The 20,975-nt window shown below is 38.6% G+C and carries 19 protein-coding genes and 1 pseudogene; 5 read left to right on the top strand and 15 right to left on the bottom strand.

Annotation, left to right across the window (positions count from 1 at the left end; genetic code table 11):
- Positions 1-412: 412 nt before the first annotated feature.
- The 3 genes from H4J63_RS10840 to H4J63_RS10830 form a co-directional block, all read right to left on the bottom strand.
- Entirely contained in the window at positions 413-700 is a 288-nt protein-coding gene (locus H4J63_RS10840) for a putative quinol monooxygenase (RefSeq protein WP_002958660.1), read from the bottom strand.
- A gap of 79 nt (positions 701-779) precedes the next feature.
- Positions 780-1,595 (bottom strand): 2,5-didehydrogluconate reductase DkgB, encoded by an 816-nt coding sequence (dkgB, locus tag H4J63_RS10835; protein ID WP_076924781.1) that lies wholly within the window; start codon positions 1,593-1,595, stop codon positions 780-782.
- Between the two features lie 157 nt (positions 1,596-1,752).
- On the bottom strand, positions 1,753-2,925 hold the full coding sequence (locus H4J63_RS10830; protein ID WP_076924782.1) for an MFS transporter: 1,173 nt from the start codon (positions 2,923-2,925) through the stop codon (positions 1,753-1,755).
- A gap of 116 nt (positions 2,926-3,041) precedes the next feature.
- Here H4J63_RS10830 and H4J63_RS10825 point away from each other — a divergent pair, with 116 nt between their 5' ends.
- Positions 3,042-3,929: a LysR family transcriptional regulator gene (locus H4J63_RS10825; protein WP_182196521.1), complete on the top strand. Its 888-nt coding sequence runs from the start codon at positions 3,042-3,044 to the stop codon at positions 3,927-3,929.
- A 22-nt stretch (positions 3,930-3,951) separates the two neighbouring features.
- On the opposite strand, the gene H4J63_RS10820 is transcribed toward H4J63_RS10825, so the two are convergent.
- Both H4J63_RS10820 and H4J63_RS10815 read right to left on the bottom strand, forming a co-directional pair.
- Complete coding sequence (locus tag H4J63_RS10820) at positions 3,952-4,431, bottom strand: hypothetical protein (RefSeq protein ID WP_182196519.1); 480 nt, start codon at positions 4,429-4,431, stop codon at positions 3,952-3,954.
- A 399-nt stretch (positions 4,432-4,830) separates the two neighbouring features.
- Positions 4,831-5,130: a PadR family transcriptional regulator gene (locus tag H4J63_RS10815; protein WP_182196517.1), complete on the bottom strand. Its 300-nt coding sequence runs from the start codon at positions 5,128-5,130 to the stop codon at positions 4,831-4,833.
- Positions 5,131-5,211: 81 nt separating this feature from the next.
- Here H4J63_RS10815 and H4J63_RS10810 point away from each other — a divergent pair, with 81 nt between their 5' ends.
- Positions 5,212-5,685 carry a hypothetical protein gene (locus tag H4J63_RS10810; protein WP_182196515.1) on the top strand — a complete coding sequence of 158 codons (474 nt, stop codon included), beginning with the start codon at positions 5,212-5,214 and terminating at the stop codon, positions 5,683-5,685.
- Between the two features lie 61 nt (positions 5,686-5,746).
- Here H4J63_RS10810 and H4J63_RS10805 read toward each other — a convergent pair whose 3' ends face one another.
- The gene (locus tag H4J63_RS10805) at positions 5,747-6,016 is read right to left on the bottom strand and encodes a hypothetical protein (protein WP_007580861.1); all 270 of its coding nucleotides are present in this window, start codon (positions 6,014-6,016) and stop codon (positions 5,747-5,749) included.
- Positions 6,017-6,257: 241 nt separating this feature from the next.
- Here H4J63_RS10805 and H4J63_RS10800 point away from each other — a divergent pair, with 241 nt between their 5' ends.
- Both H4J63_RS10800 and ykgO read left to right on the top strand, forming a co-directional pair.
- A complete protein-coding gene (locus H4J63_RS10800; protein ID WP_182196512.1) occupies positions 6,258-6,524 on the top strand; it encodes a type B 50S ribosomal protein L31 in 267 nt (88 codons plus the stop codon).
- On the top strand, positions 6,521-6,655 hold the full coding sequence (ykgO, locus tag H4J63_RS10795; protein WP_002958669.1) for a type B 50S ribosomal protein L36: 135 nt from the start codon (positions 6,521-6,523) through the stop codon (positions 6,653-6,655). Before H4J63_RS10800 ends, ykgO begins: the two co-directional genes overlap by 4 nt.
- Positions 6,656-6,717: 62 nt before the next feature.
- On the opposite strand, the gene H4J63_RS10790 is transcribed toward ykgO, so the two are convergent.
- Both H4J63_RS10790 and H4J63_RS10785 read right to left on the bottom strand, forming a co-directional pair.
- The gene (locus H4J63_RS10790; protein WP_008170108.1) at positions 6,718-7,104 is read right to left on the bottom strand and encodes an OsmC family protein; all 387 of its coding nucleotides are present in this window, start codon (positions 7,102-7,104) and stop codon (positions 6,718-6,720) included.
- A gap of 83 nt (positions 7,105-7,187) precedes the next feature.
- A complete protein-coding gene (locus tag H4J63_RS10785; RefSeq protein ID WP_182196509.1) occupies positions 7,188-7,577 on the bottom strand; it encodes a cytochrome b562 in 390 nt (129 codons plus the stop codon).
- Between the two features lie 615 nt (positions 7,578-8,192).
- Here H4J63_RS10785 and H4J63_RS10780 point away from each other — a divergent pair.
- Positions 8,193-11,036, top strand: a pseudogene (locus H4J63_RS10780) (TonB-dependent receptor domain-containing protein).
- Positions 11,037-11,140: 104 nt separating this feature from the next.
- Here H4J63_RS10780 and H4J63_RS10775 read toward each other — a convergent pair.
- The 7 genes from H4J63_RS10775 to H4J63_RS10745 form a co-directional block, all read right to left on the bottom strand.
- Positions 11,141-12,919 carry a sugar phosphorylase gene (locus H4J63_RS10775; protein ID WP_182196506.1) on the bottom strand — a complete coding sequence of 593 codons (1,779 nt, stop codon included), beginning with the start codon at positions 12,917-12,919 and terminating at the stop codon, positions 11,141-11,143.
- Between the two features lie 55 nt (positions 12,920-12,974).
- Positions 12,975-14,195, bottom strand: a complete 1,221-nt coding sequence (locus H4J63_RS10770) for a glycosyl transferase (RefSeq protein WP_002958673.1) — start codon at positions 14,193-14,195, stop codon at positions 12,975-12,977.
- Complete coding sequence (locus tag H4J63_RS10765; protein WP_182196503.1) at positions 14,188-15,933, bottom strand: HAD-IIB family hydrolase; 1,746 nt, start codon at positions 15,931-15,933, stop codon at positions 14,188-14,190. Before H4J63_RS10765 ends, H4J63_RS10770 begins: the two co-directional genes overlap by 8 nt.
- A gap of 145 nt (positions 15,934-16,078) precedes the next feature.
- Positions 16,079-17,317 carry a uracil-xanthine permease family protein gene (locus H4J63_RS10760; RefSeq protein ID WP_182196501.1) on the bottom strand — a complete coding sequence of 413 codons (1,239 nt, stop codon included), beginning with the start codon at positions 17,315-17,317 and terminating at the stop codon, positions 16,079-16,081.
- Positions 17,318-17,327: 10 nt separating this feature from the next.
- Positions 17,328-17,957, bottom strand: a complete 630-nt coding sequence (gene upp / locus H4J63_RS10755) for a uracil phosphoribosyltransferase (RefSeq protein ID WP_002958676.1) — start codon at positions 17,955-17,957, stop codon at positions 17,328-17,330.
- A gap of 146 nt (positions 17,958-18,103) precedes the next feature.
- On the bottom strand, positions 18,104-19,060 hold the full coding sequence (locus tag H4J63_RS10750) for a phosphotransferase (RefSeq protein WP_182196498.1): 957 nt from the start codon (positions 19,058-19,060) through the stop codon (positions 18,104-18,106).
- 251 nt (positions 19,061-19,311) lie between these two features.
- Positions 19,312-20,286, bottom strand: coding sequence for a transposase (locus tag H4J63_RS10745; protein ID WP_182196495.1), 975 nt, complete (start codon positions 20,284-20,286; stop codon positions 19,312-19,314).
- Between the last annotated feature and the right edge of the window lie 689 nt (positions 20,287-20,975).

Raw genomic sequence — 20,975 nt, 5'->3', positions numbered from 1 at the left:
TAAAGCTATTAAGGTTTTTTGGCTGTGAGTTTCAGCTAGTGATTGATGTTATATCGATCACTATACTTTTCATGACTAAGGCATTTAACAGTGCCCATGAGTGTTTCTATATTTACACCAGAGTACTTTAATGTAAACAACAAATTAAATGTGTTCTTTATTTGGGTGGGTTGTTATACCAAAACGACTTTTAATAAAGATTTAAACCTCTTTTGATTTCGTCGCCTACACATTAACAAAAAAGAGTCCTGATAGGTTTCATTGATATTGGGGAAGTTGAGTATTTAAGTAGGTTGGAGTGGAAGAATAAAAGGTGATGTAGGTTAACAGCACCTATTTGGGTATTTACTTTATAATATGTAATTTAGCTAAGTATTTTAATACGTACAATAATAGGCACTATAAAAAGAATTTAACCTATTGATTTATACACATCAATACTACTATTGGTCAAAAGCCCAGTAACTTGCGTACCAAACGCTTTAAAATGTGGCTCGTTTTTATGCGCTTCAAAGTGCTCATCAGACGCCCATTGTTCGCTAACTACATAGTCTGTATGTTCATCATCACTTTTTACCGATAATTCATAACGTAAGCACCCTACTTCTTGGCGCGATGACTTTTGTAAGTTTTCAAGTGCTGTAAGCATGACATCTGCATCAATATTCTTGCACGACAGTGCAGCTATAACCGTTAACATGTGTATTCCTTTTTAAAAGTTAAGGTGTAGATAATCTACACCTTAGAATATTTAGTTTAACTTTGCGTTTGAGGTAAGTTTACTGATCCCACTGCGGCGCAAATTCTGGTGTTGCTTGGCGGTCGCCGCAATCAAGACCATCAATACGGGCTATGTCTTCATCATCTAATTTAACGTGATCGTTAAAGTTATCTTCTAAGTTTTTACGCTTAGTTGATGATGGAATTGTCGTCATGCCATTAGCGTTTACCCATGCTAGAACAACTTGTGCTGGACTTGCATCGTGCTTTTTAGCAATGTCGATAATGGTTTGATCTTTAAGTACTTTACCTACTACAAATGGCATGTATGCTGTTACATGAATGTCGTGCTGAGCACAGAATGCACGCAATTTAGTATTAGTTAAGTACGGGTGAACCTCAACCTGATTGGTAAATATTTCACGCGAGTCGAGCGTTTGCTGAGCCAAGTTTAAATTTGCAATGGTGAAGTTTGATACACCAATGTGTTTAGTTAAACCAAGCTGCTTAGCTTTTAGTAATTCAGTAAGGTATTCACTCATTGGCTCGTCGTTAGCAGGCGATGGCCAATGAATTAGCAGTAAGTCGACCGAATCAACTTGTAGCTTTTCAAGTGACTTTTTAACGCTTGGGATAAAGTCACTTTTATTTAATTTGTTATTCCACACTTTGGTAGTTAAGAATATTTCACTGCGCGGAATATTACTATCTTTTATGGCTTGGCCTACTTGCTCTTCGTTGCCATAAATTTGTGCGGTATCAATATGGCGAAACCCAACTTCGAGCGCCATTTTTACTGAGTTATAGGCAGTGTCGCCCTCTAAACGGAATGTTCCCATACCTAAATCTGGCATTTCAATTACACGTTGTGTCATGGCTCTATCCTTATAAAATAATCGGTTAAAAACAAGCTCTTCTAAAGCTTTACGAAATACACCTTTTACTTCTTATTACAACTGTCACTTAAAAATTAATGACCTCATAACAGGTATGAGGTCATTAATTTTAGTTTCAACCCTAACAGAAGATAGTTTACGCTTGCTGAATTTCACGTTTATCAAGCATACCGCTGTAACGTGTAACACCAAGTGCTAAAACAGAGATAACGGCGCCTATCCATGCTGTATCTTGTAGGGTCATGTTTTCTACTACGCTACCACCAATAATTGATCCAAGTGCAATACCAATATTAAATGCGGCTATGTTTAAGCCTGATGCAACATCTACCGCATTGGGCGTGTGCTTTTGTGCTTGCTTTACTACATAAAGTTGCAAGCCTGGCACATTACCAAAAGCAAATGCGCCCCAGACTAAAATAGTAAGTACAGCGGCAATTTTTGATTCCATCGTAAAGGTAAATATCAGTAAAATAACACTCAAAGCGCTGAATATAATACTCAGTGCGCTAATTGGGCCGCGTTTGTCGGCCAACTTTCCACCCCAAATATTACCTATTGCTACCGATACACCGTAAACAAGCATTATTAAGGCAATAGCCGAAGGCGCAAAACCTGTTTGTTGCTCTAAAATAGGTGCTAAATAAGTAAACGCTGTAAACGTGCCGCCATAGCCCAATATCGTCATTAAATATACGAGTAATAAACGCGGTTTTACGATTACTTGTAGTTGCTCTTTAAACGTTGCAGGTATTGATTGTTTTAAGTTTTTTGGTACTAAAATAGAGCTGCCAATTAATGCAATTAAGCCTAATACCGACACAACTAAAAACGTAGCACGCCAACCAAAGTGCTGGCCAATCCATGTACCTAATGGCACACCAGTTACTAGTGCTACAGTAAGCCCGGTAAACATAATCGCAATTGCACTGGCTTCTTTGTCTTTACTTACTAAGCTTGTGGCAATCATCGATCCGATTGAGAAAAATACACCATGGGCAAGCCCCGTTAAAATGCGCGCAAGTATTAATGTTTCGTAACTTGGCGCTTGCCAAGCAAGTAAGTTGCCCAGTACAAACAAGCCCATTAAGCTTATTAATACCACTTTACGATTCCAACGACCCGTTAAAGCTGTTAGCACCGGTGCACCAATAGCAACGCCAACCGCATATAAACTTACAAGCAAACCCGCTGAAGGTAGGCTTACGCCTAAATCGTTTGCAATGGTGGGTACTAATCCCACTATTACAAACTCAGTTGTTCCTATTGCAAATGCGCTTAAGGTAAGCGCCCACAAAGCCAATGGCATAGTTATATCCTCATTAATATTTGAAGAATGTAGTTTGGCTAAAATATCGTTTGCAAAAAATAGCATTAGTGACAAAATACTTTTGTTAATAATGCAAAGATGGTGTTGGTATACTTATGGCTGTTCATTCAAAAACTGAAGATTTAGAAACGTTTATAACGGTAGTAGATTGCGGAAGCTTTTCGGGAGCGGCTAATTTGCTCGATCAACAGGTGGCTAAAGTGTCGCGAGCGGTATCACGCCTAGAAAATACATTGCAATGCACTTTGCTAAACAGAACAACACGCCGATTAGAGCTTACCGAAGAAGGCCATACTTTTATAAAATATGCGCGCGAAGGGTTAAATACGCTTTATACCGGTGAAGAAGCCATAAAGCTTTTAAAACAAGCGCCAAGTGGCAAGCTGAGAATAGATGCGGCAAGCCCTTTTGTATTGCACCAACTTACGCCTTTAATCGGTGAATTTGCTAAGCAATACCCACACATAACGCTTGATATAACCTCGCACGACAGCATTATTGATTTACTTGAACATAAAACCGATTTAGCCATACGCATTGGTGATTTAAAAGACTCAAACTTACATGCTCGTAGACTTGGCAGCAGCCAGTTGCGTATTGTAGCCAGCCCAGAATATATAAATAATAACAAAGCAATTGCGCAAATTGATGACTTACAAAATCATAAGTTAATTGGTTTTAGTGACTCCCCTAAATTAAACACCTGGCCGTTAGTAAAACCCGCTTTATTTACGTTTTCGCTTAGCGCAAGCAGCGGTGAAACAGTGCGCCAGCTGTGCATTGCAAACCAAGGCGTTGCGCTACTTTCTCACTTTATGATTGGCGATGACCTAAAAACAGGTAAATTAGTTGAAGTGTTACCCAGTGCAATTAGCTCGCCAAATAACCGAGAAATTATACAAGCCGTGTATTATAAAAACAGTGCGGTATCGTCTCGAATTGTGGCTTTTTTAGATTTTATAAAACCACGGCTTAGTTTATAACTATATTAAAAAGTAAGTTAAATTATGCTTGGTTATTAAAAAGCAAACCTGAATTTTTATTATCTGAAGATGATGAAAACATTGAATCCATTAAAGTAGATACATTTTTTCGCACTGTTAATTGTATCGACGACAGCTCACTATCGAGTTGCTTTCTAAGTTCGCTTAGCTCTTCTACCGCTTCACCTGTGGGCGTATCAGAACTATTGGTCATTTCTCTTATTTTACTCTGCAAATCCTTAATTGATTCGATCGCTTTATTCATTTGAACCGCTGAATTGTCACTCGAATCTTCTGTTTCGCTGCTAGTGATAGACTTTGCGTCTTCAGTAGCTGCTGTCGAGTTCGTAGTTTTTTCGGCGTCTTTATTTAAAGAAGAGTCTGCTTTAGCCTCTGGACTTTTACTAGGATCATCCGTTTTTACAGTGTTTTTATTTAAATTACTTAGATTCGAATAGCTATTGTCATTGTATAACTGTGAAGAAAGAGTTCCAAAATTCATTTTTGCCTCATGTGTCTAAAAATTGACGACTTTATTTTTATAATTAAAGAAGCAATTATCATTCCAAATATGAGTAATAAAGCAACCATCTGTATTTTAACCAGGAACAGGTCTTAAGTTAACCACAAATCATTATTTTACTTAATTTAACGCACAAGGAAGGCCATGATTTTATACAATACGCCTGCGAGGATGCAGGAGATAGAGCAATTGCCGAGAACAACTAGATGTTAAATTTCTACCTTGTTATTTCGCTATTTTATTAACGCCATAATAGATCATTAATTTAATGCAACTGATATTATACAAATAGTGTGATATTGCCACTAATTGCAGCATTCTTAAATTATATAAAACCACGTTTGAGCTTATAAACAACAGGCTTTAGCTAAACAATAGCTAACTTTTAATTTCTAATTTTAATTCTTTTAATTTGTTTTTTGCTTCGGCTAATGCTTCAAGACCAAGTGGTGTGCATGAGTAGTACTTTTTAGAACGCCCATCATGAATCTTTTTTTCACATTCTAAATAGCCTTTGCCATGCATACTATGAAGCATTGGGTACAGTGTGCCCGGCGACATTTTATAACCGTGTTCAGCAAGCTCTTCTATCATCCATGCTCCGTATATTGGCGATTTAGCAGCATGATATAAAACATGTAAGCGAATAAAACCGCTAAATAACTCTTTGTGCTTCAATGTGAACCTCTTTTAGCTTGTGTTTTATATGTTTATTCACTAATATCGAATTCCGATATCAACAAATAAACAGGCAAAGTAATGCGAATATCTTTCTTTCTTACATCTAGCTTTTTTCTCTTCGCTACTAGCTTTAACTCAATCGCCAAAAACCAAAATGATTGGATACTCAATCAAACAACTGAGCAAGATCGTTTTGCTATTATACAAAAATACCTGCGAGGCTTTGATCAACCCATGTTAGAGGTTGGTCAACGATTTGAAAAAATGCATGAGGCTGTTGAAAGGAACAACCCGGAGTTTGCGGAGTATCAGTGGCGTAAAATTAAAACAACCATTCACAATGGAACACTAAAACGCCCTGCACGTGCACACAACGCTAATGCAATTTTATTCAGTGGTTTGTGGAAAAAAGTTCAAACCTCGCTACTTGACGGTAAACCTAGTGACCATAAAACCGCCTTTAATATTGCAAAAGGAGCATGTATGGCGTGTCATGCGGCCGAGAAAAAAGCCTATATAAATAATCAAGCCCTGTTCGACCTAACGTTTTAAATTAATGAAAGTAGCTGTAATTGTTTAACTGCGGCTACTTAATAATGAAATAGCTTTACAACTAATTTTGGTGCTCATATTGTCCGCGGTAAACTTCAAATACTTTTAAAACAGTATGTTGCTCTTTAGTTAGATTATCAAACCAATCATCAAACAGCTCATCATCTTCTTGCTCGCTTAGTGCCATATATCTTGCTAGTAACTCTACAATATCATTGTGGTTGCAGGTTAAAGGATTTACTTGTTGCGCCAAGGTACTGTGGTCGCGCTCTCTTAGGGTTTCCATCACCCCTTGATCAATTTGTTCTTGTTGTTGTGTTGCGTCACTCATACATAACCTCTGTAATAACTTTATAACCGTATTTGTTAACGTTTTAACTCTTAAATATAGTTATAACAGCCTAAACGCCAATAGCCAGCATTTTTGATTCAAGTGCTTATTTTTTGATTTGTTTGCGCAAATAGCCAGCAATTACGGCCTTTTTGAGGAACATTTAAATAATTTGCATTGGGAAAATAAATACGTTAAATTCGAATGATACATTATCACATATCATTTATTGAGGCGTATTATGAAACCAAATATTCATCCTGATTACCACGTGGTTGCTTTTCACGATACCGCTGTCGATTCTTACTTTATTATTGGCTCAACCATAAAAACGAGCCGCACAATAGAAATAGACGGTAATACATATCCATACGTACCTATTGATGTATCAAGTGACTCGCACCCATTTTATACAGGCAAGCAAAAAACAACCGCTACAGATGGCCGCGTTGCGCAGTTTAATCGTCGTTTTAAAAGTTTATCGACTGTTAAAAAGGAAAAGGTATGAAAGTATTAAGCTCTCTTAAAAGTGCTAAGCAACGTCCGGGGTGTCAAATTGTAAAACGCAAAGGTCGCGTATTTGTAATTTGTAAAAACAACCCACGCTTTAAAGCAGTACAAGGAATGAAAAAGAAATAAGTTAAACGGGGATGCTCAACTTATAATTAGGTAGCTTGCTTAAGCTACCTAATTTAGGGGGATTATTTTACCACTACTGAAAACTCTGGCACTGCCTGAATTACTTTTTTTACCGTACAGGTATTAACGGCTGCAATAAGCGCCTTTTTATATTTATCAGGGAAGCCTTCTGGTAAGTTAATCTCAATTGAAAATAGCTTTTTACCGTTGTCATCTACATTTTCGTTATTTTGAGTAAGCGTCATACCTTGCGTTGAAATATCACGCTGCTCGCAAAACTTACGCGCATAAAAACCTGCACATAAAACCATACTTACTAAAAAATAATCAAACGGTTCTGGATGCTCTGCATTGCCACCTGCGTTTACACTTTGATCGCTTATTACTTCTAGGTCGCCAAATTTAGCGCTTTGCTTTTGGCCTTCTAACATTGAAACTGAAATTTCCATTGTGTTTCCTTATATTTATTGCTGCAGATACCTTTAACGCAATTAACTTAAAAGTAGCTACTAAAGATACATAGTGTTTAGGTTTATGAACCGAACAGTAATTCAAAGAACCCTGGAGGCTCGTGTAACTCATGATATTTTTTACGTAAATTATCTATATTTTTCAGTGGTTCTTTTGCTGCACTTAGCCCCTGCTCGTTTGCTGCTTTTTTTGCAAGTTCAGCTTGAGCAATCACTTTATCAAGGCCCTGCAATGACTGTTCTGGTTTCTTGTAAAACTTACCTGTTTTACTCACTTTAATCAGCTTTATAAATTCATCAATCGCAGTATTAAATTCACTAAGTTGAGTTGCCTGCACCGCTTGTTTATATGCAAGGCCCGTGTTTTTCATATTTACTTCAAGATCGACTTCTTGCTGCGCAAAAGACATTGAACTAAACACAAAAGTAAAAATAATAACTAAATACTTCATGGTCAAACCTATTAATTAAAAACAATTAAATTGTATCAAGTTTACGTAGCAAAGTAACTTTACGAGCTGTTATGAGTACTTTGAACTGTAAAGGGGGTTTACAAATTAATCATTTTAAAGCCGCAATAGTGAAAAATATTCAAATTACGATTTTTTTGAATAAAAAACACCTAATAAAAATCGCTTTAAAAGAGCATTAACACACATAAACTTTACAAATAAGTACATATTACACTCGCTGGCAACTTCATATAAATAAAAATTTATATGTGAATAATTATAAACTGCAAAAAATTGACTTAAAAAACAACTGAAAATTTAACAAAGAAAATCCAATGTTAATAACTAAGATACATAAGAAAAACCAGATGTAAAAACACCTAGATTAATATTTAAAAGAACCTCCTCAGTTAATACCAAAAAACACAACAAAAGTTCTTCAGGTTATTTCAAGTTGCTTATTTTACAGTAAGTTAGTTCCTTTTAATAAAATAATCAGCATGCAATAATCGCCGCCCTCATAAAAAAAGTTATAGGGGTTTACCCAAATACACACTGTATTTGGTTAAAAACTACATTGTATTTAATTACTATAAAATGTTCTCTGGGAATCAAATGAAACGTCATAACTTACTTTCTACTAGCATTAAATGTGCATTAATTACTGCTGCTGCAACAGCAAGTAATTCTGTGCTTGCACAAGATGAGCAAGCAACAAAAATTGAACGCGTTGAAGTAACGGGTTCACGTATTTTACGTGAAGGTGCTATTGCACCTGCACCAGTAACCGTTATAAGCGGCGAGCAGCTAATGAACACTGGCGCAGTAAACATTGGTGAAGCGCTAAATAACTTACCTGCACTTGGCAATACATTTTCTATGGCTAACTCAGGCCGTTTTATTGGTACTGCGGGTTTAAATATTCTTGATTTGCGTAATATGGGTACAGACCGTACTTTGGTACTTGTAAATGGTAAGCGTCATGTATCAAGCTCTGCAGGTTCTCAATCAGTAGATACCAACACTATTCCAAGTGTATGGGTTGAACGTGTAGAGATAATTACGGGTGGTGCATCAGCTGTGTACGGAGCTGACGCGGTAACAGGTGTTGTAAACTTTATATTAAAAGACAACATTTAAGGCATGGATTTTAGCGTTACACGTGGTTTTGCCGATCTAAACAGCTACAACAACGAAAAAGCAACCTTCTCGTACGGCTCTAATTTTGATAACGACCGTGGTAATGCAGCTTTTGCTATAGAGTACTCAGGCCAAGATTCATTAAATGCGCTTGATCACCCTTGGACTAGCACATCTTTTAGAAGCTTACATAATCAAGCACAAACTGATAGCAATAAAGATAGTAGTGCTTTTCCGGATGACATTTTAACGCCGAACGCCGGTCTTTATGCTATTAATAACGCGGGTGTTTACGCACTTGAAAATACTTTATTTACCAATAGCTTTAACCCTGATGGCAGTGCGCGTGACTTATACATAGGCGATAACGTTGATGGCACAGCATGCGCTAACTGTGACTTTTTTAACTTAGGCCAGTTTGAAGAAATTCAACCTGAGTTTGAGCGTTACAACGTAAACTTTAAAGTTAACTACGATGTTACCGACGACTTAAACGTTTACTTTGATGCTAAATATGTAAATAGCCAAGGCGAAAGCATTGGCCAACCAGCATATTTCTACCGCGACGATGATAACAGCATTAAAATTGACAACCCTTACCTAGACCCAAGCATCAAAGCGCGCATGGAAGAGGAAGGTGTTGACTCGATAATGGTTAACCGCATGATGAGTGACCTCGGCCGTCGTATAGAAAACAACACCCGTGAAACAACGCGTTTTGTAACAGGCTTAAAAGGCACTGTATTTGATGATTGGGAATTAGATACCTCTATAGTATACGGCCAAACTGATCTAGAGCGCGAAAATGGCGCTAACATGATTTTAGCTAATTACTTTAATGCGCTTGATGCTGTTGAAGATAAAAATGGTAATGTTGTTTGTCGTAGTGCAGCAGCCCAAGCTGATGGCTGTGTTCCTGTAAATATTATGGGGTTTGGTGCGCCATCTCAACAAGCCATTGATTACATTAATACGGTATCTGTTGGCACTTCAACTATTAAACAAACGGTTATTTCTGGATCACTTGCAAACGGCGCTATTTTTGAGTTACCAGCGGGTTATGTGGGTGTTGCATTTGGTGCTGAGTACCGTAAAGAAGAAAGCGAAACTAAAGAGCCTGATAACGCAGAAGGTACGTTCTTTAACGCACTGGGCGAAGATAAGGGCTCGTTTAATGTTCGCGAAGTATTCTTTGAAGTGTCTATGCCAATTTTAACTGACTTACCGCTTATTCAAGATTTAGTGTTTGATACTGCAGTACGTCATGCTGATTACAGTACGATTGGCGAAGCAACTAGCTGGAAACTTGGCCTTGATTGGACTGTAAATGATGAGCTACGTGTACGTGTAACTCAGTCTGCTGCGCTTCGAGCTCCTAATATTAGTGAAGTATTTGGTGCACCGAGCCAAACTTTTTATAGTGTTGACGACCCGTGTCGCGCCGAAAACCTAGGTGATTTATCAAACGGAGCAACTCTCACTGCAAATTGTGCCACATTGGGTGTAGCGAGTGATTTCAACTCAGATTACGATTCTGCTTCATTAGATGGTTTAACAAGCGGTAACCGTGATGTAAAAGGTGAAGAATCGACAAGTACGACTGTAGGTATTGTTTACCAACCAGAGTTTTTAAAAAACGCACTACTTACCATTGATTACTGGGAAATTGAACTTGAAGATGCAATTGACACAATTAACGCGCAAGACATTCTTGATCGCTGTGTAGATAGCAAAACAGGTATTAATAACCAATACTGTAATTTAATTACTCGCGATGCAAGCGGCCAGATTTCACTTATTCAAAACTCAGTGCTAAACGTTGCAGGGCAAAAAGCATCTGGGGTAGACTTTGAACTAGGTTACGATTTTGACGCGCTTGAAGGCAGTTTTAAAACCCGCTTAATTGGTACTTACTTAATTGAACGTAAAGACTACCCATTCCAAGACGATCCTAGCTCGTATATCGAGTATGCAGGTACGACCGGTGAAGCTAAATGGCAAACTAACCTGTCAGTAAGCTATGTTATGGATAACTTTTTCTCAACAGTTGAAACACGCTTTTTAAGTGAAGTAGAGCTATACACTAATGTTGAACTTGATAGCAACCCTAACCCAAGTAATCAAATGTCTTACGGTAAATACTTTATTACCGATATGACAGTCGGTTATAACTTCGATAGCGGTTTAGGCGTTAAAGTAGGTGTTGATAACGTATTTAACCGTAAACTTCCGTACGGTTCACGTGGTACAAGCGCGGGTAGCGCAAGTTACGATAACATTGGCCGTTTTGGCTACATTAACTTAAGCTACAGCTTATAATTAGTAACAACGTTATTGATTAAATTAAAGGCTCGCACTGCGAGCCTTTTTATATCAATCCTCTTAATTAAGTGATCAATTTTGAGGATTGGTATTATTGCGCCTTATTTAATATTACTCAGCCACACGCTTTGGTATGGTTCTAGCTCTATTGTTAATTGGCTTTCTTCAATCGTTTTATCTGCCACCAAATCAAACCACTTTTGGGTGTTAATTAAGTTTAAGTCGGCCAATGTGAGCGTTTGTGGTTTATCGCTAATGTTATAAACACAAAATATGCTTTGGCGACGGTCTATACTTTGTCTCCAAAAACCAAACAACCCACCCGCTAAATGCAAAGTAAATTGCGTTGCGTTAGGATGAAAAGCCCCCTGCTTTTTACGTACTGCCAATAAGCCTTTTATGCCATTAAACACTTTATGATGATGACTATACTTTTCACCAATTGCCGCCAGTAACTTTGACTCTTGCCAACGATGGCGATTTATAGCACGGTTATGCTGTGAATTTTCAAAACGTTCGTAATCGTTAGTTGTACCCAACAAACTGTGAATATAAAGCCCTGGGATACCTTCAAGCGCAAACATAATTGCGTGAGCACACATAAATCGCTCAAGGCCAAACTTGTCGGGGCCATTATGCGTACCTTGCATTGCATCAAATAACGCAATATTTAGCTCGTATGGTGTATGTGTGCCATCGTTACTGGTACGCATAGATACACGACCACCAAACTGCATGGTTGTACTTACTAATGACGCCACTTCGCTAGGTTGTAGTAAACCTTCAATTGGTCTGAGCCCTATTCCATCGTGCGAGGCTATAAAGTTAAAGTATGCCGTACCATTTTGCGCAGGCGGCATACTCATCATCCAATGCTTTATTGCAGTACTATCACCACTAAGTAATGTATGAAGCAACAATGGCGGCAATGCAAAGTTATAAATACTGTGCGCTTCGTTGGCATTACCAAAGTACGATAGGTTTTCTTGGTTTGGAATATTGGTTTCGGTAATTATAACTACGCTGGGCTCTGCGTGCTCAATAAGTGTTCGCATTAGCCTTACTGCTTCATGTGTTTGCGGCAAGTTAATGCAACTTGTATTAAGCTGTTTCCACAAAAATGCAACCGCATCAAGCCTAAACAAACGCACGCCATTGTCTAAATAATGCCTAATTATTCCCACAAACTCTTTAAGTACATCAGGATTGCCAAAGTCAAAATCAACCTGATCGTGACTAAACGTACACCACACATGTTTTTCGCCGCTTGGCGTAGTTACAGTATTTAATAACGATGAGGTTCGCGGGCGTACAACTTGGCTTAAATCATCCGTTAAGCTCGCCGTTTTAAAGTAGTCTTTACCCGGGTGTAAATCATTTAAAAAGTTCTCAAACCATACACTTCTGCTTGAGCAATGGTTAATAACCAAATCCGCCATTAGCTTTACGTCTTTAGCGATATTTTGAATATCTCCCCAATCACCCAAGGACTCATTCACTTGCACGTAGTTCATTACGGCAAAGCCTTCGTCTGAGCTGTACGGGTAAAATGGCAATATGTGCAGCGCATTTAACTGCATATCACATTGCTCTTTTATAAACCTGTGTAGTGTTTTAAGCGGTGCCTCCATTGGGCTCGATACGGCAAATTCACTATCATCGTGTTTAATAATAGAGTCGCCATAAGCAATCAATACTATATCTTGTTCATCCCATCGGTTTGTATGGGGCGTCGGGTCGCGCAGTGCATTGCTACCTAATATAATTTTAATGAGTTGCTGAGCAAGCTCAGTAACCGATAAAGGCAGCTCAACACCCTCATAAATAATATGAAGATGTTGCTCTACTCGTTGTAAAAATAATTCGCTAACTGTGCTCACATGCGCCCCTAATATTTATTGTTTAGACTTATAGGCTAGTTAACTTGCACGCAGGTTAACTATATTCTTCGTTATCTAGCTCTACGGCTTCTTTTAAGCGCTCAAGTACGTCTGGCATTGCAGATACAACACGGTTCCAACTTGGCACAAATGGCGCTTCCATTGGGTTTTCTAAAAAGTGTTGCCCTGCTTCCATAATATTTTGTGCAAACATTTCTACTGCTTTTTCTTCTTGGTGTACATCAAGCGTTAACCCGTTCATTAGCGCGTCGTTATGATACGTTTCTATAAAATCTAAACCGATACGGTAATAAGTCGCTTTTAATGAACGAATTGTTTCGCTGGTAAAGGTAACGCCTTGTGTAGCCAGCTTTCTAAATAATGCCTTGGTAATATCAATCGACATTTTAGACAAACCTGCGCTTTGGTCATCAAGTGAAAGCTCTTGGTGCTTATGATCATAGTTATCGGCAATATCTACTTGGCACAAGCGGTTATGGGAGTAGTTACGATACATCTCACTCAGTACGCCAATTTCAAGGCCCCAGTCACTTGGAATGCGAATATCATTTAATACATCGCGTCTAAACGAAAACTCCCCTGCTAATGGGTATCTAAACGAATCCATATATTCAAGGTAGTCTGTATTACCTAAAATTGTTTTAAACGAGCGAAGTAATGGCGTTACTAATAAGCGTGATACGCGGCCATTAATTTTTCCATTAGCAGTACGCGGGTAAAACCCTTTACAAAATTCATAGTTAAAACGCGGATGCGCAACAGGGTAAATTAAACGCGCAAGTAAGCTTCTGTCGTAGGTTAAAATATCGCAATCATGCAGCGCGATAGACTCTACTTCTGCTGTTGCTAATTTATAGCCCATGCAATACCAAACATTACGGCCTTTACCAAGCTCGCGAGGTGCAACCCCTAGCTCTTGTAATTCTTTATCGAGTGCTTGTAAGCGTGGGCCGTCGTTCCATAATACTTTGTGGTTTTGGTTTAGCTCTTTAAAAAAGCCAAGTGCATGGCGGTACTGTGCTTCGTCGGCTCTATCTAAGCCTATAGTGATTTGTGATAAATAAGGTACTTCGCGTAATTCGCTAACTATATTTTGCAGTGCAGGGCCTTCAAGTTCACTAAATAACGAAGGAAGTATTAACCCCATAGGGCGCTGCTTGCTAAAAGTAAGTAGCTCTTTTTCTAGGTCTTCTATTGGTCTGTCGGCAATATTATGTAATGTTGTAATAATGCCATTTTGATAAAAATCAGCCATGAGATGTTTGCTCCTCAGAAATACTTAAAATACTGCTAATGCACGGCAACGATGTTATTTCTTCAATCCAGCCCAGCGGTGCTGGCGATTGAGAGTATCGTGCTTTGTTGTGCGACAATTTAACCGGCTTTTTACTCGCCGGGTTGGCGATAATAATGGCGATATTTGCATGCTCTAACATTTGCTTATCGTTATCGCTATCACCAAGTGCAATGACCGTGAGAGGCTTTCTGAAATGATGGGTAAACTGTTTAACTAACCACTGCTGTGCAGCGCTTTTATCGGTATTTTTGGCAATATGAATGAAGCGCCCACCAATTTTTATATCGTAGCCGAGTGCTTCAACATCGTTTACAAAAGCTGTGAGTAATTCGTCATTGCCATACCAATAAAGAGGGTCTGAATAATCGCGGGTTTGTGCGCGTCTTGCTTGTGCATCGTCTAGCCCGGTAAGCTCTGATATTTGCTCACTCGATAAGTCACTAAACAATTTGTAATGCGCTTTATAATCCGCCTTTAAAGTATTTAAATCATTTAATAAACTCGATAACGGCTTTGCCATTGCGTAGCACCAATAAGCGCCTACTTTTTTACAACCAATTGGCTTTAATTCAAAATAGTCTTCTGGAATAAATACCGCTGCACCGTTTTCGACAATAAAAGGCTGTTGAATATTTAAATCGTTTTTAAGCTCTATAACTTCGCAAAAAGTTTTGCTGGTATTAAACACCACAGGAATATGCGCATTTTGCAGCTGCTGTAATAACTCACTGATATTATTTGTATTGTAATCGGCGTGATCGAGTAATGTACCGTCCAAATCTGTAAAAATAATAGGTTGAAGGGTGTCATCACTCGTTAGGTGCATACCGCTAATATCTCGGTTGCTATCAAGTTCAATTAAAGCATTTGCTTTAGCGCTCAGTGTGTTTAAGTTCTCACGCGTAATGCGCTCAAAATGAGAAATAAAATACACCAATTGCTCGTTAGTCATGGTGCCTGAGCCTTCACCTTTTTTGGCTATTAGCTTTTGTTCTTGCTCTTGTCGCCATGTAAAAACATCACTAAAACTCGGTGCTTTTAGCATAACGGTATAATCAATTAGGTTAAAAACGGCTTTATATTCATTTGCCAAACAGCTATTTACACAGCGGCGCCAAACGCCTTCTTTATCAAACTGGTGCTCTAACTCGTTAAGCGGCTCACTCAATGAAAACAACGGTTGTGGCTCACTGCCTACACACCACCCTTCTAAAATAACAATATCAACTGGCTTTTCGTTTGTTAGCCAATCACTTGCTAGCACGCTGTCGTCTTCGTGTTTATTAAAACGTGGAAGCGGTACGTTTACCTCTCCTGCCAGTAAGTTAGTTATTGTGCTATTCATTAACGCTACATCGTGAGTACCCGGTACTCCGCGAGTAGTAAAAAGAGGATGTACGTCTTTGGCAAGTTCACTACGTGCTTGTTTTGCTAAATAAAAGTCATCAATAGACAATGCAACACTGTTAAGTGGTGTGTTTTTAGAAAACCACGTAACTAAAAAATCTGCGAGTGTTGTTTTTCCTGAGCCCTGGCATCCATTTATGGCAACAAAAATAGGAGTATTTGTTTTTTTAGATTCGAGGATGTCATGCGCAAGTGGAACAAAATATTGCTCACTCAAATATTGGTACTTTAAAGGCAGTTGGTGTTTTGCTAAAAACGGGGTTATATCCACAATATTGGCCTCTGACATAGTAACTCCTTTGCATACGATGCGTTCTGGAAATTAAATGCAGATACTAGACCATTATTATTTTTGCATATTTATTAATAGGTTAAAAAAATAGCGCATTGAAAATGCGCTATTTTGGTGCAATATTTTTAACTTACGTGCACTATTAACTCTCTTGAGGCTGCGCCTTAGGTAATACAAGGTTGAGCACAATGCCTAGAATAGCGCATAAACTTACGCCCTCTAAACTAAATTGGCTACCACCAATATGCATACCGCCTATACCGCACACCAAAATAAGTGCAACAATACTTAAGTTACGTGGTGCTGTTAAATCATCGCCCGACTTAACTAATGTATTTAAACCCACTACAGCAATAGAGCCAAAAAGTAGAATCATAATGCCGCCCATTACAGGTACAGGTATAGTCTGTAAGCCAGATCCCATTTTAGCAACAAAGGCTAAAATAATAGCGATAATGGCTGTCCACATCATTACTTTAGGATTGAAGTTTTTGGTAAGCATAACTGCTCCCGTTACCTCTGAGTAAGTTGTGTTAGGCGGGCCGCCAAATAATGATGCGGCAGACGTCGCAAGGCCGTCACCAAACAAAGTACGGTGAAGCCCAGGCTTTTTCAAAAAGTCTTTATTGGTTACTTGGCTAATAGCCATCATATCGCCAATATGCTCAATTGCAGGTGCTATTGCTACAGGCACCATAAACAAAATAGCCTGCCATTTAAACTCAGGCCATGTGAAGTTTGGTACAGCAAACCACTGTGCGTTAGTTACTGCGTCAAATTGCACAACGCCCATTGCAAGCGATAAACAATAACCCGCTACAACCCCTGCCAGAATAGGTATAAGCTTAAATACGCCTTTTCCCCACACTGCAAAAATAAGCGTAACCACTAACGAGAACAACGAAATATAAATAGCGCTGTTGTAATCAATAATTTGAATACTGCCGTCGCCACTTTTACCCATCGCCATATTTACAGCAACAGGTGCAAGCGCTAAGCCAATAACCATAATTACAGGGCCTACAACCACAGGCGGTAAAATTTTATGAAGCGTTGCAACGCCTTTAAATTTCACTAATAAACTTAAAAGCATATAAGCAAAGCCGGCCACCATTAAGCCGCCCATAGTGGCCGGCACGCCCCACATTTGCACAGCGGCAATAATGGGTGCAATAAAAGCAAATGATGAAGCTAAAAATATAGGCACTTGGCCTTTAGTCACTACCTGAAACAGCAAAGTACCAATGCCAGCGGTAAAAAGCGCAACATTAGGATCCAAGCTCGTTAAAAGTGGCACTAATACCAGCGCACCAAATGCTACAAACAGCATTTGCGCGCCTGTTAAAATAGTTTTTATTGAAAAGGTGTCATTATTTTGCACTTAAAGACTCCTAAACAGTACCGAATATTTTGTCGCCCGCATCGCCTAAACCAGGGATAATATAGCCCTTTTCGTTTAAGTGGCTATCTACAGAGGCTGTAAATATTTCTACGTCGGGATGTGCTGTAAGTGTTTTTTCCACACCTTCTGGTGCAGCTACTAATACAATTACTTTGATTTCTTTACAGCCTGCTTTTTTAAGCATATCGATTGTGGCAATCATTGAGCCACCTGTTGCAAGCATAGGGTCAATAACCAAGCTTAAGCGCTCATCAATATTACCTACTAGCTTTTCAAAATATGGTACTGGTTCTAGTGTTTCTTCGTTACGTTCAAGACCAACCACACTTACTTTAGCCGCAGGTAATAACTGCATAACACCGTCCATCATGCCAAGACCTGCGCGTAAAATAGGCACTACGGTAATTTTTTTACCTTTAATATGCTCTACTTTTAATTTATTGCCATCCCAGCCTGTAATTTCGTTATCTTCTAACTGTAGGTTTTTAGTTGCTTCGTAAGTTAATAAGGTTCCAACTTCAGAACATAATTCACGAAAGCTTTTAGTACTAATACCATGCGCTCGCATTAGGCCTAGTTTATGTTGAACAAGAGGGTGAGAAATAACGTGAATTGCCATGATATAAACCTACTGATACAAGAATTTGCAGTATTTTATATTAAAAAAGGTCATTTGACCTGTAGTTTTAAAGAGATTTTCATACATCGTGCCAAAATGCATTGTTTTGCTTGATATTTATGCAAGCAACCAACCCGTTGTGTTTATTAAATGTTACTCGCTAACCAGCTGTTTACTTGCTGTTGCATATAACTATTTATTTTTTGGTGCTCGGGGCTCCAGCCAGCTAAAAATCGATAAAAGTCAGCCCATGCAGCAGGCCATAAAGCGAGCCAATCGTCAGCTATTTTACCTGCGGGTGCCCAAGGGTGATAAGTTGTAATAGCAGCCTTTAAATTGTCAAAATAATACACAAGGTACTCATCAGCGCACTCGTGTAATTGTGCATCACTCAAGCAACTGGTCATAAAATACATTACATCAATTATCCCGCAACCTGAACCTATGTACTGAAAATCATAACCGAGTATTTTATCGTGCTCATTTGCTGCAAAATTAGCAAGTTTTGCATCGCCATGAATCAGCGTTTTGTACGCACAACTTTGTAGTTGCTCATCTATTTTATGTGCAACATTTTTAATATCGGACTTTTTATCAAGGTTATCTTTTAGTTTATTAAACTCATCTGGGCGCGTGCTTAAATGCCAGTAATTGCCTTGCTGCCATAACCCATCAGCGGGTTTACTTAAGTTAAACGCATGAAAGTGTGCAAGCCACCTTAATATAGCTTTAACATGTTGTGGCACTGCTTGAGTAAACCCATGTTTGATAAAGTTTTTAAACACCAGCGCGTATTCATCATCTTTATTAACTGCGCTTATACATTTAATACTTTGCGCATGTTTTGGTAAGTGCTGGCTATAAAGCTTATAAAAAGTGTATTCAACACTATAGGAATACTGCTTTCTTTTAAGTGCAAATTCGCTTTGTTTAATTTTAGGATGGTGTATATAACTGGGTATTTTAATAGCTTTAATAACACAGGCTTTATCATCAAGCTGGCACTGTACAATACTGCCACATCCACTCCAAAGTGATGTAAGCGTATCGCCAATTTCAATGTGCTTAAAGTGAGGTTGTAATAAAGGAATGTAAAATGCCATAACTATATTAAGTCATTAAGTTTTTTGTAGTTTAACACTAGTGGGCGTTTTTAATAAAACTAAGGCATAAAAAAGCCCCGCTTTGTTTTATACAAGTTTGTATGTAAATAGTGGCCAAAATCACTATGCCACTACACCAGGTTATTTCCATTTCATCCATTAAATAAGTCATTAGCCTATTAAATCTAAATTGCACGCATGAAAATGACTGCATATTTGCAGTTTTAATTTCGTACTGAGTAGTTTAAGTTTTATGCTAGTAGCTTTTCGCAGTTACTGATATTCGCTCGCCGCTTTCGCTTTAAGTTTTCACAATAACCTTCTTGTGAGGCTGGCCTGCCTACTGCGCCATGAAATACACGCGTAAATTGTGTGGTGAGCTTTAACCAGTTTTCGGGGGATATATTCACTCTTTCGAGTAAGGGTAAGTGTGAACTCTCAATATACCCTCGCTTATTTTCACGTATACAACGCCCTGTTAATTCAACAAGTTCAAGGTACGATTTAAGCTCAAACGGCAGCCCTTTGGGCATTATTTTACGTGGCATGCCTGCAAAGCGCAGTAGTTGTTTTGGCTGCTTGCCTTCTTTTGCGCATATTAAGCGTACTTGAGCGCTGGTATGGTCTGACTCTTCTGGCGTTTTAGCCATCTTGGCTCTAATGGGGTTTAAATCGACATACGCCATACAGGCGGCAAGTGCGGCTTCATCAAGCAGTGCTTGCGATCTAAATCGCCCCTCCCAAAACCTGCCGGTACAGTTATCTTCCTTATTTGCTCTGCGAGCAATATCTTCATTTAACAACCGCATAAACCAGCTAATACTTGATAGGCGCTCTCGATATTCCTTTACTGTTTGATAAAAAAAGATAAGTTCAACTTTACTTAGCTTTTCACCCTGTACATATTTTTGCGTAAGTACGGTGCCTTTACACAGTTTATGCCAGCGAATAACAATCGCTTTATCATTTAACCTATTCGCTTTTTTATCATCAACATACAAGACTAAGTGTGTATGATTACTCATTACGGCATAAGCACATACGTCAATACAAAATATCTTGGCTAACTCAAGCAGTTTGTCTTCAACCCAGCCTCGTCGATGCTCGTAAGACTTACCTGTAAAGTGGTCTTCGCCACATAAAAATGCACGGCGCACGCAACGCGAAATACAGTGGTAGTATTTTGTATCAGCCAAACTTACTTGACGCTTTCTCGCGATAGCCATAAGACACCCTGCTTGTTTTTTACACTAAACAAAGGCTAGTCTTTAACTTCTAAAAGTGCAAAATTTAGAGTGGGTGTCTAGTTTATTTATTTTCCACACAAAAAAGCACGACGCACGCAACGTGAAATACAGTGATAGTATTTTGTATCAACCAAACTTACTTGACGCTTTCTTGCGATTGCCATAAGACGCCCTGCTTGTTTTTTGTACTAATAAAAGGCTAGCCTTTAATTTTGAAAAGTGCAAAATTTAGGATGGGTGTCTAGTTTGTTCTCTAAATTTAGGATGGGTGTCTAGTTTGTTCTCTCAATTGCCATAAGACGTCCTGCTTGTTTTTTGTACTAATAAAAGGCTAGCCTTTAATTTTGAAAAGTGCAAAATTTAGGATGGGTGTCTAGTTTGTTCTCTAAATTTAGGATGGGTGTCTAGTTTGTTCTCTCAAGTTTGTATGTAAATAGTGGCCAAAATCACTATGCCACTACACATAGACTCCCCACCAATCATCCAGTGATTTGGCAAAGATACGTGAACTTTAACTAATCCTTCGTTGCTCATTTAGATGCCTAACGAGCCTGTAGATTAACTCGTTTTTAAATTTGTTTTTATTGATAAACAAACCATAGCTGAGTTCCTATTTTGGTTCAATTGATTACTGTATTTTTACGCAGAATATAGAAGTGTTTGATATT

This window comes from Pseudoalteromonas sp. 5Ae-yellow, from assembly GCF_014077565.1.
GTDB lineage: Bacteria > Pseudomonadota > Gammaproteobacteria > Enterobacterales > Alteromonadaceae > Pseudoalteromonas.
Note: the sequence above shows the minus strand (reverse complement) of the source record. Positions and strands in the feature narration are given on the sequence as shown.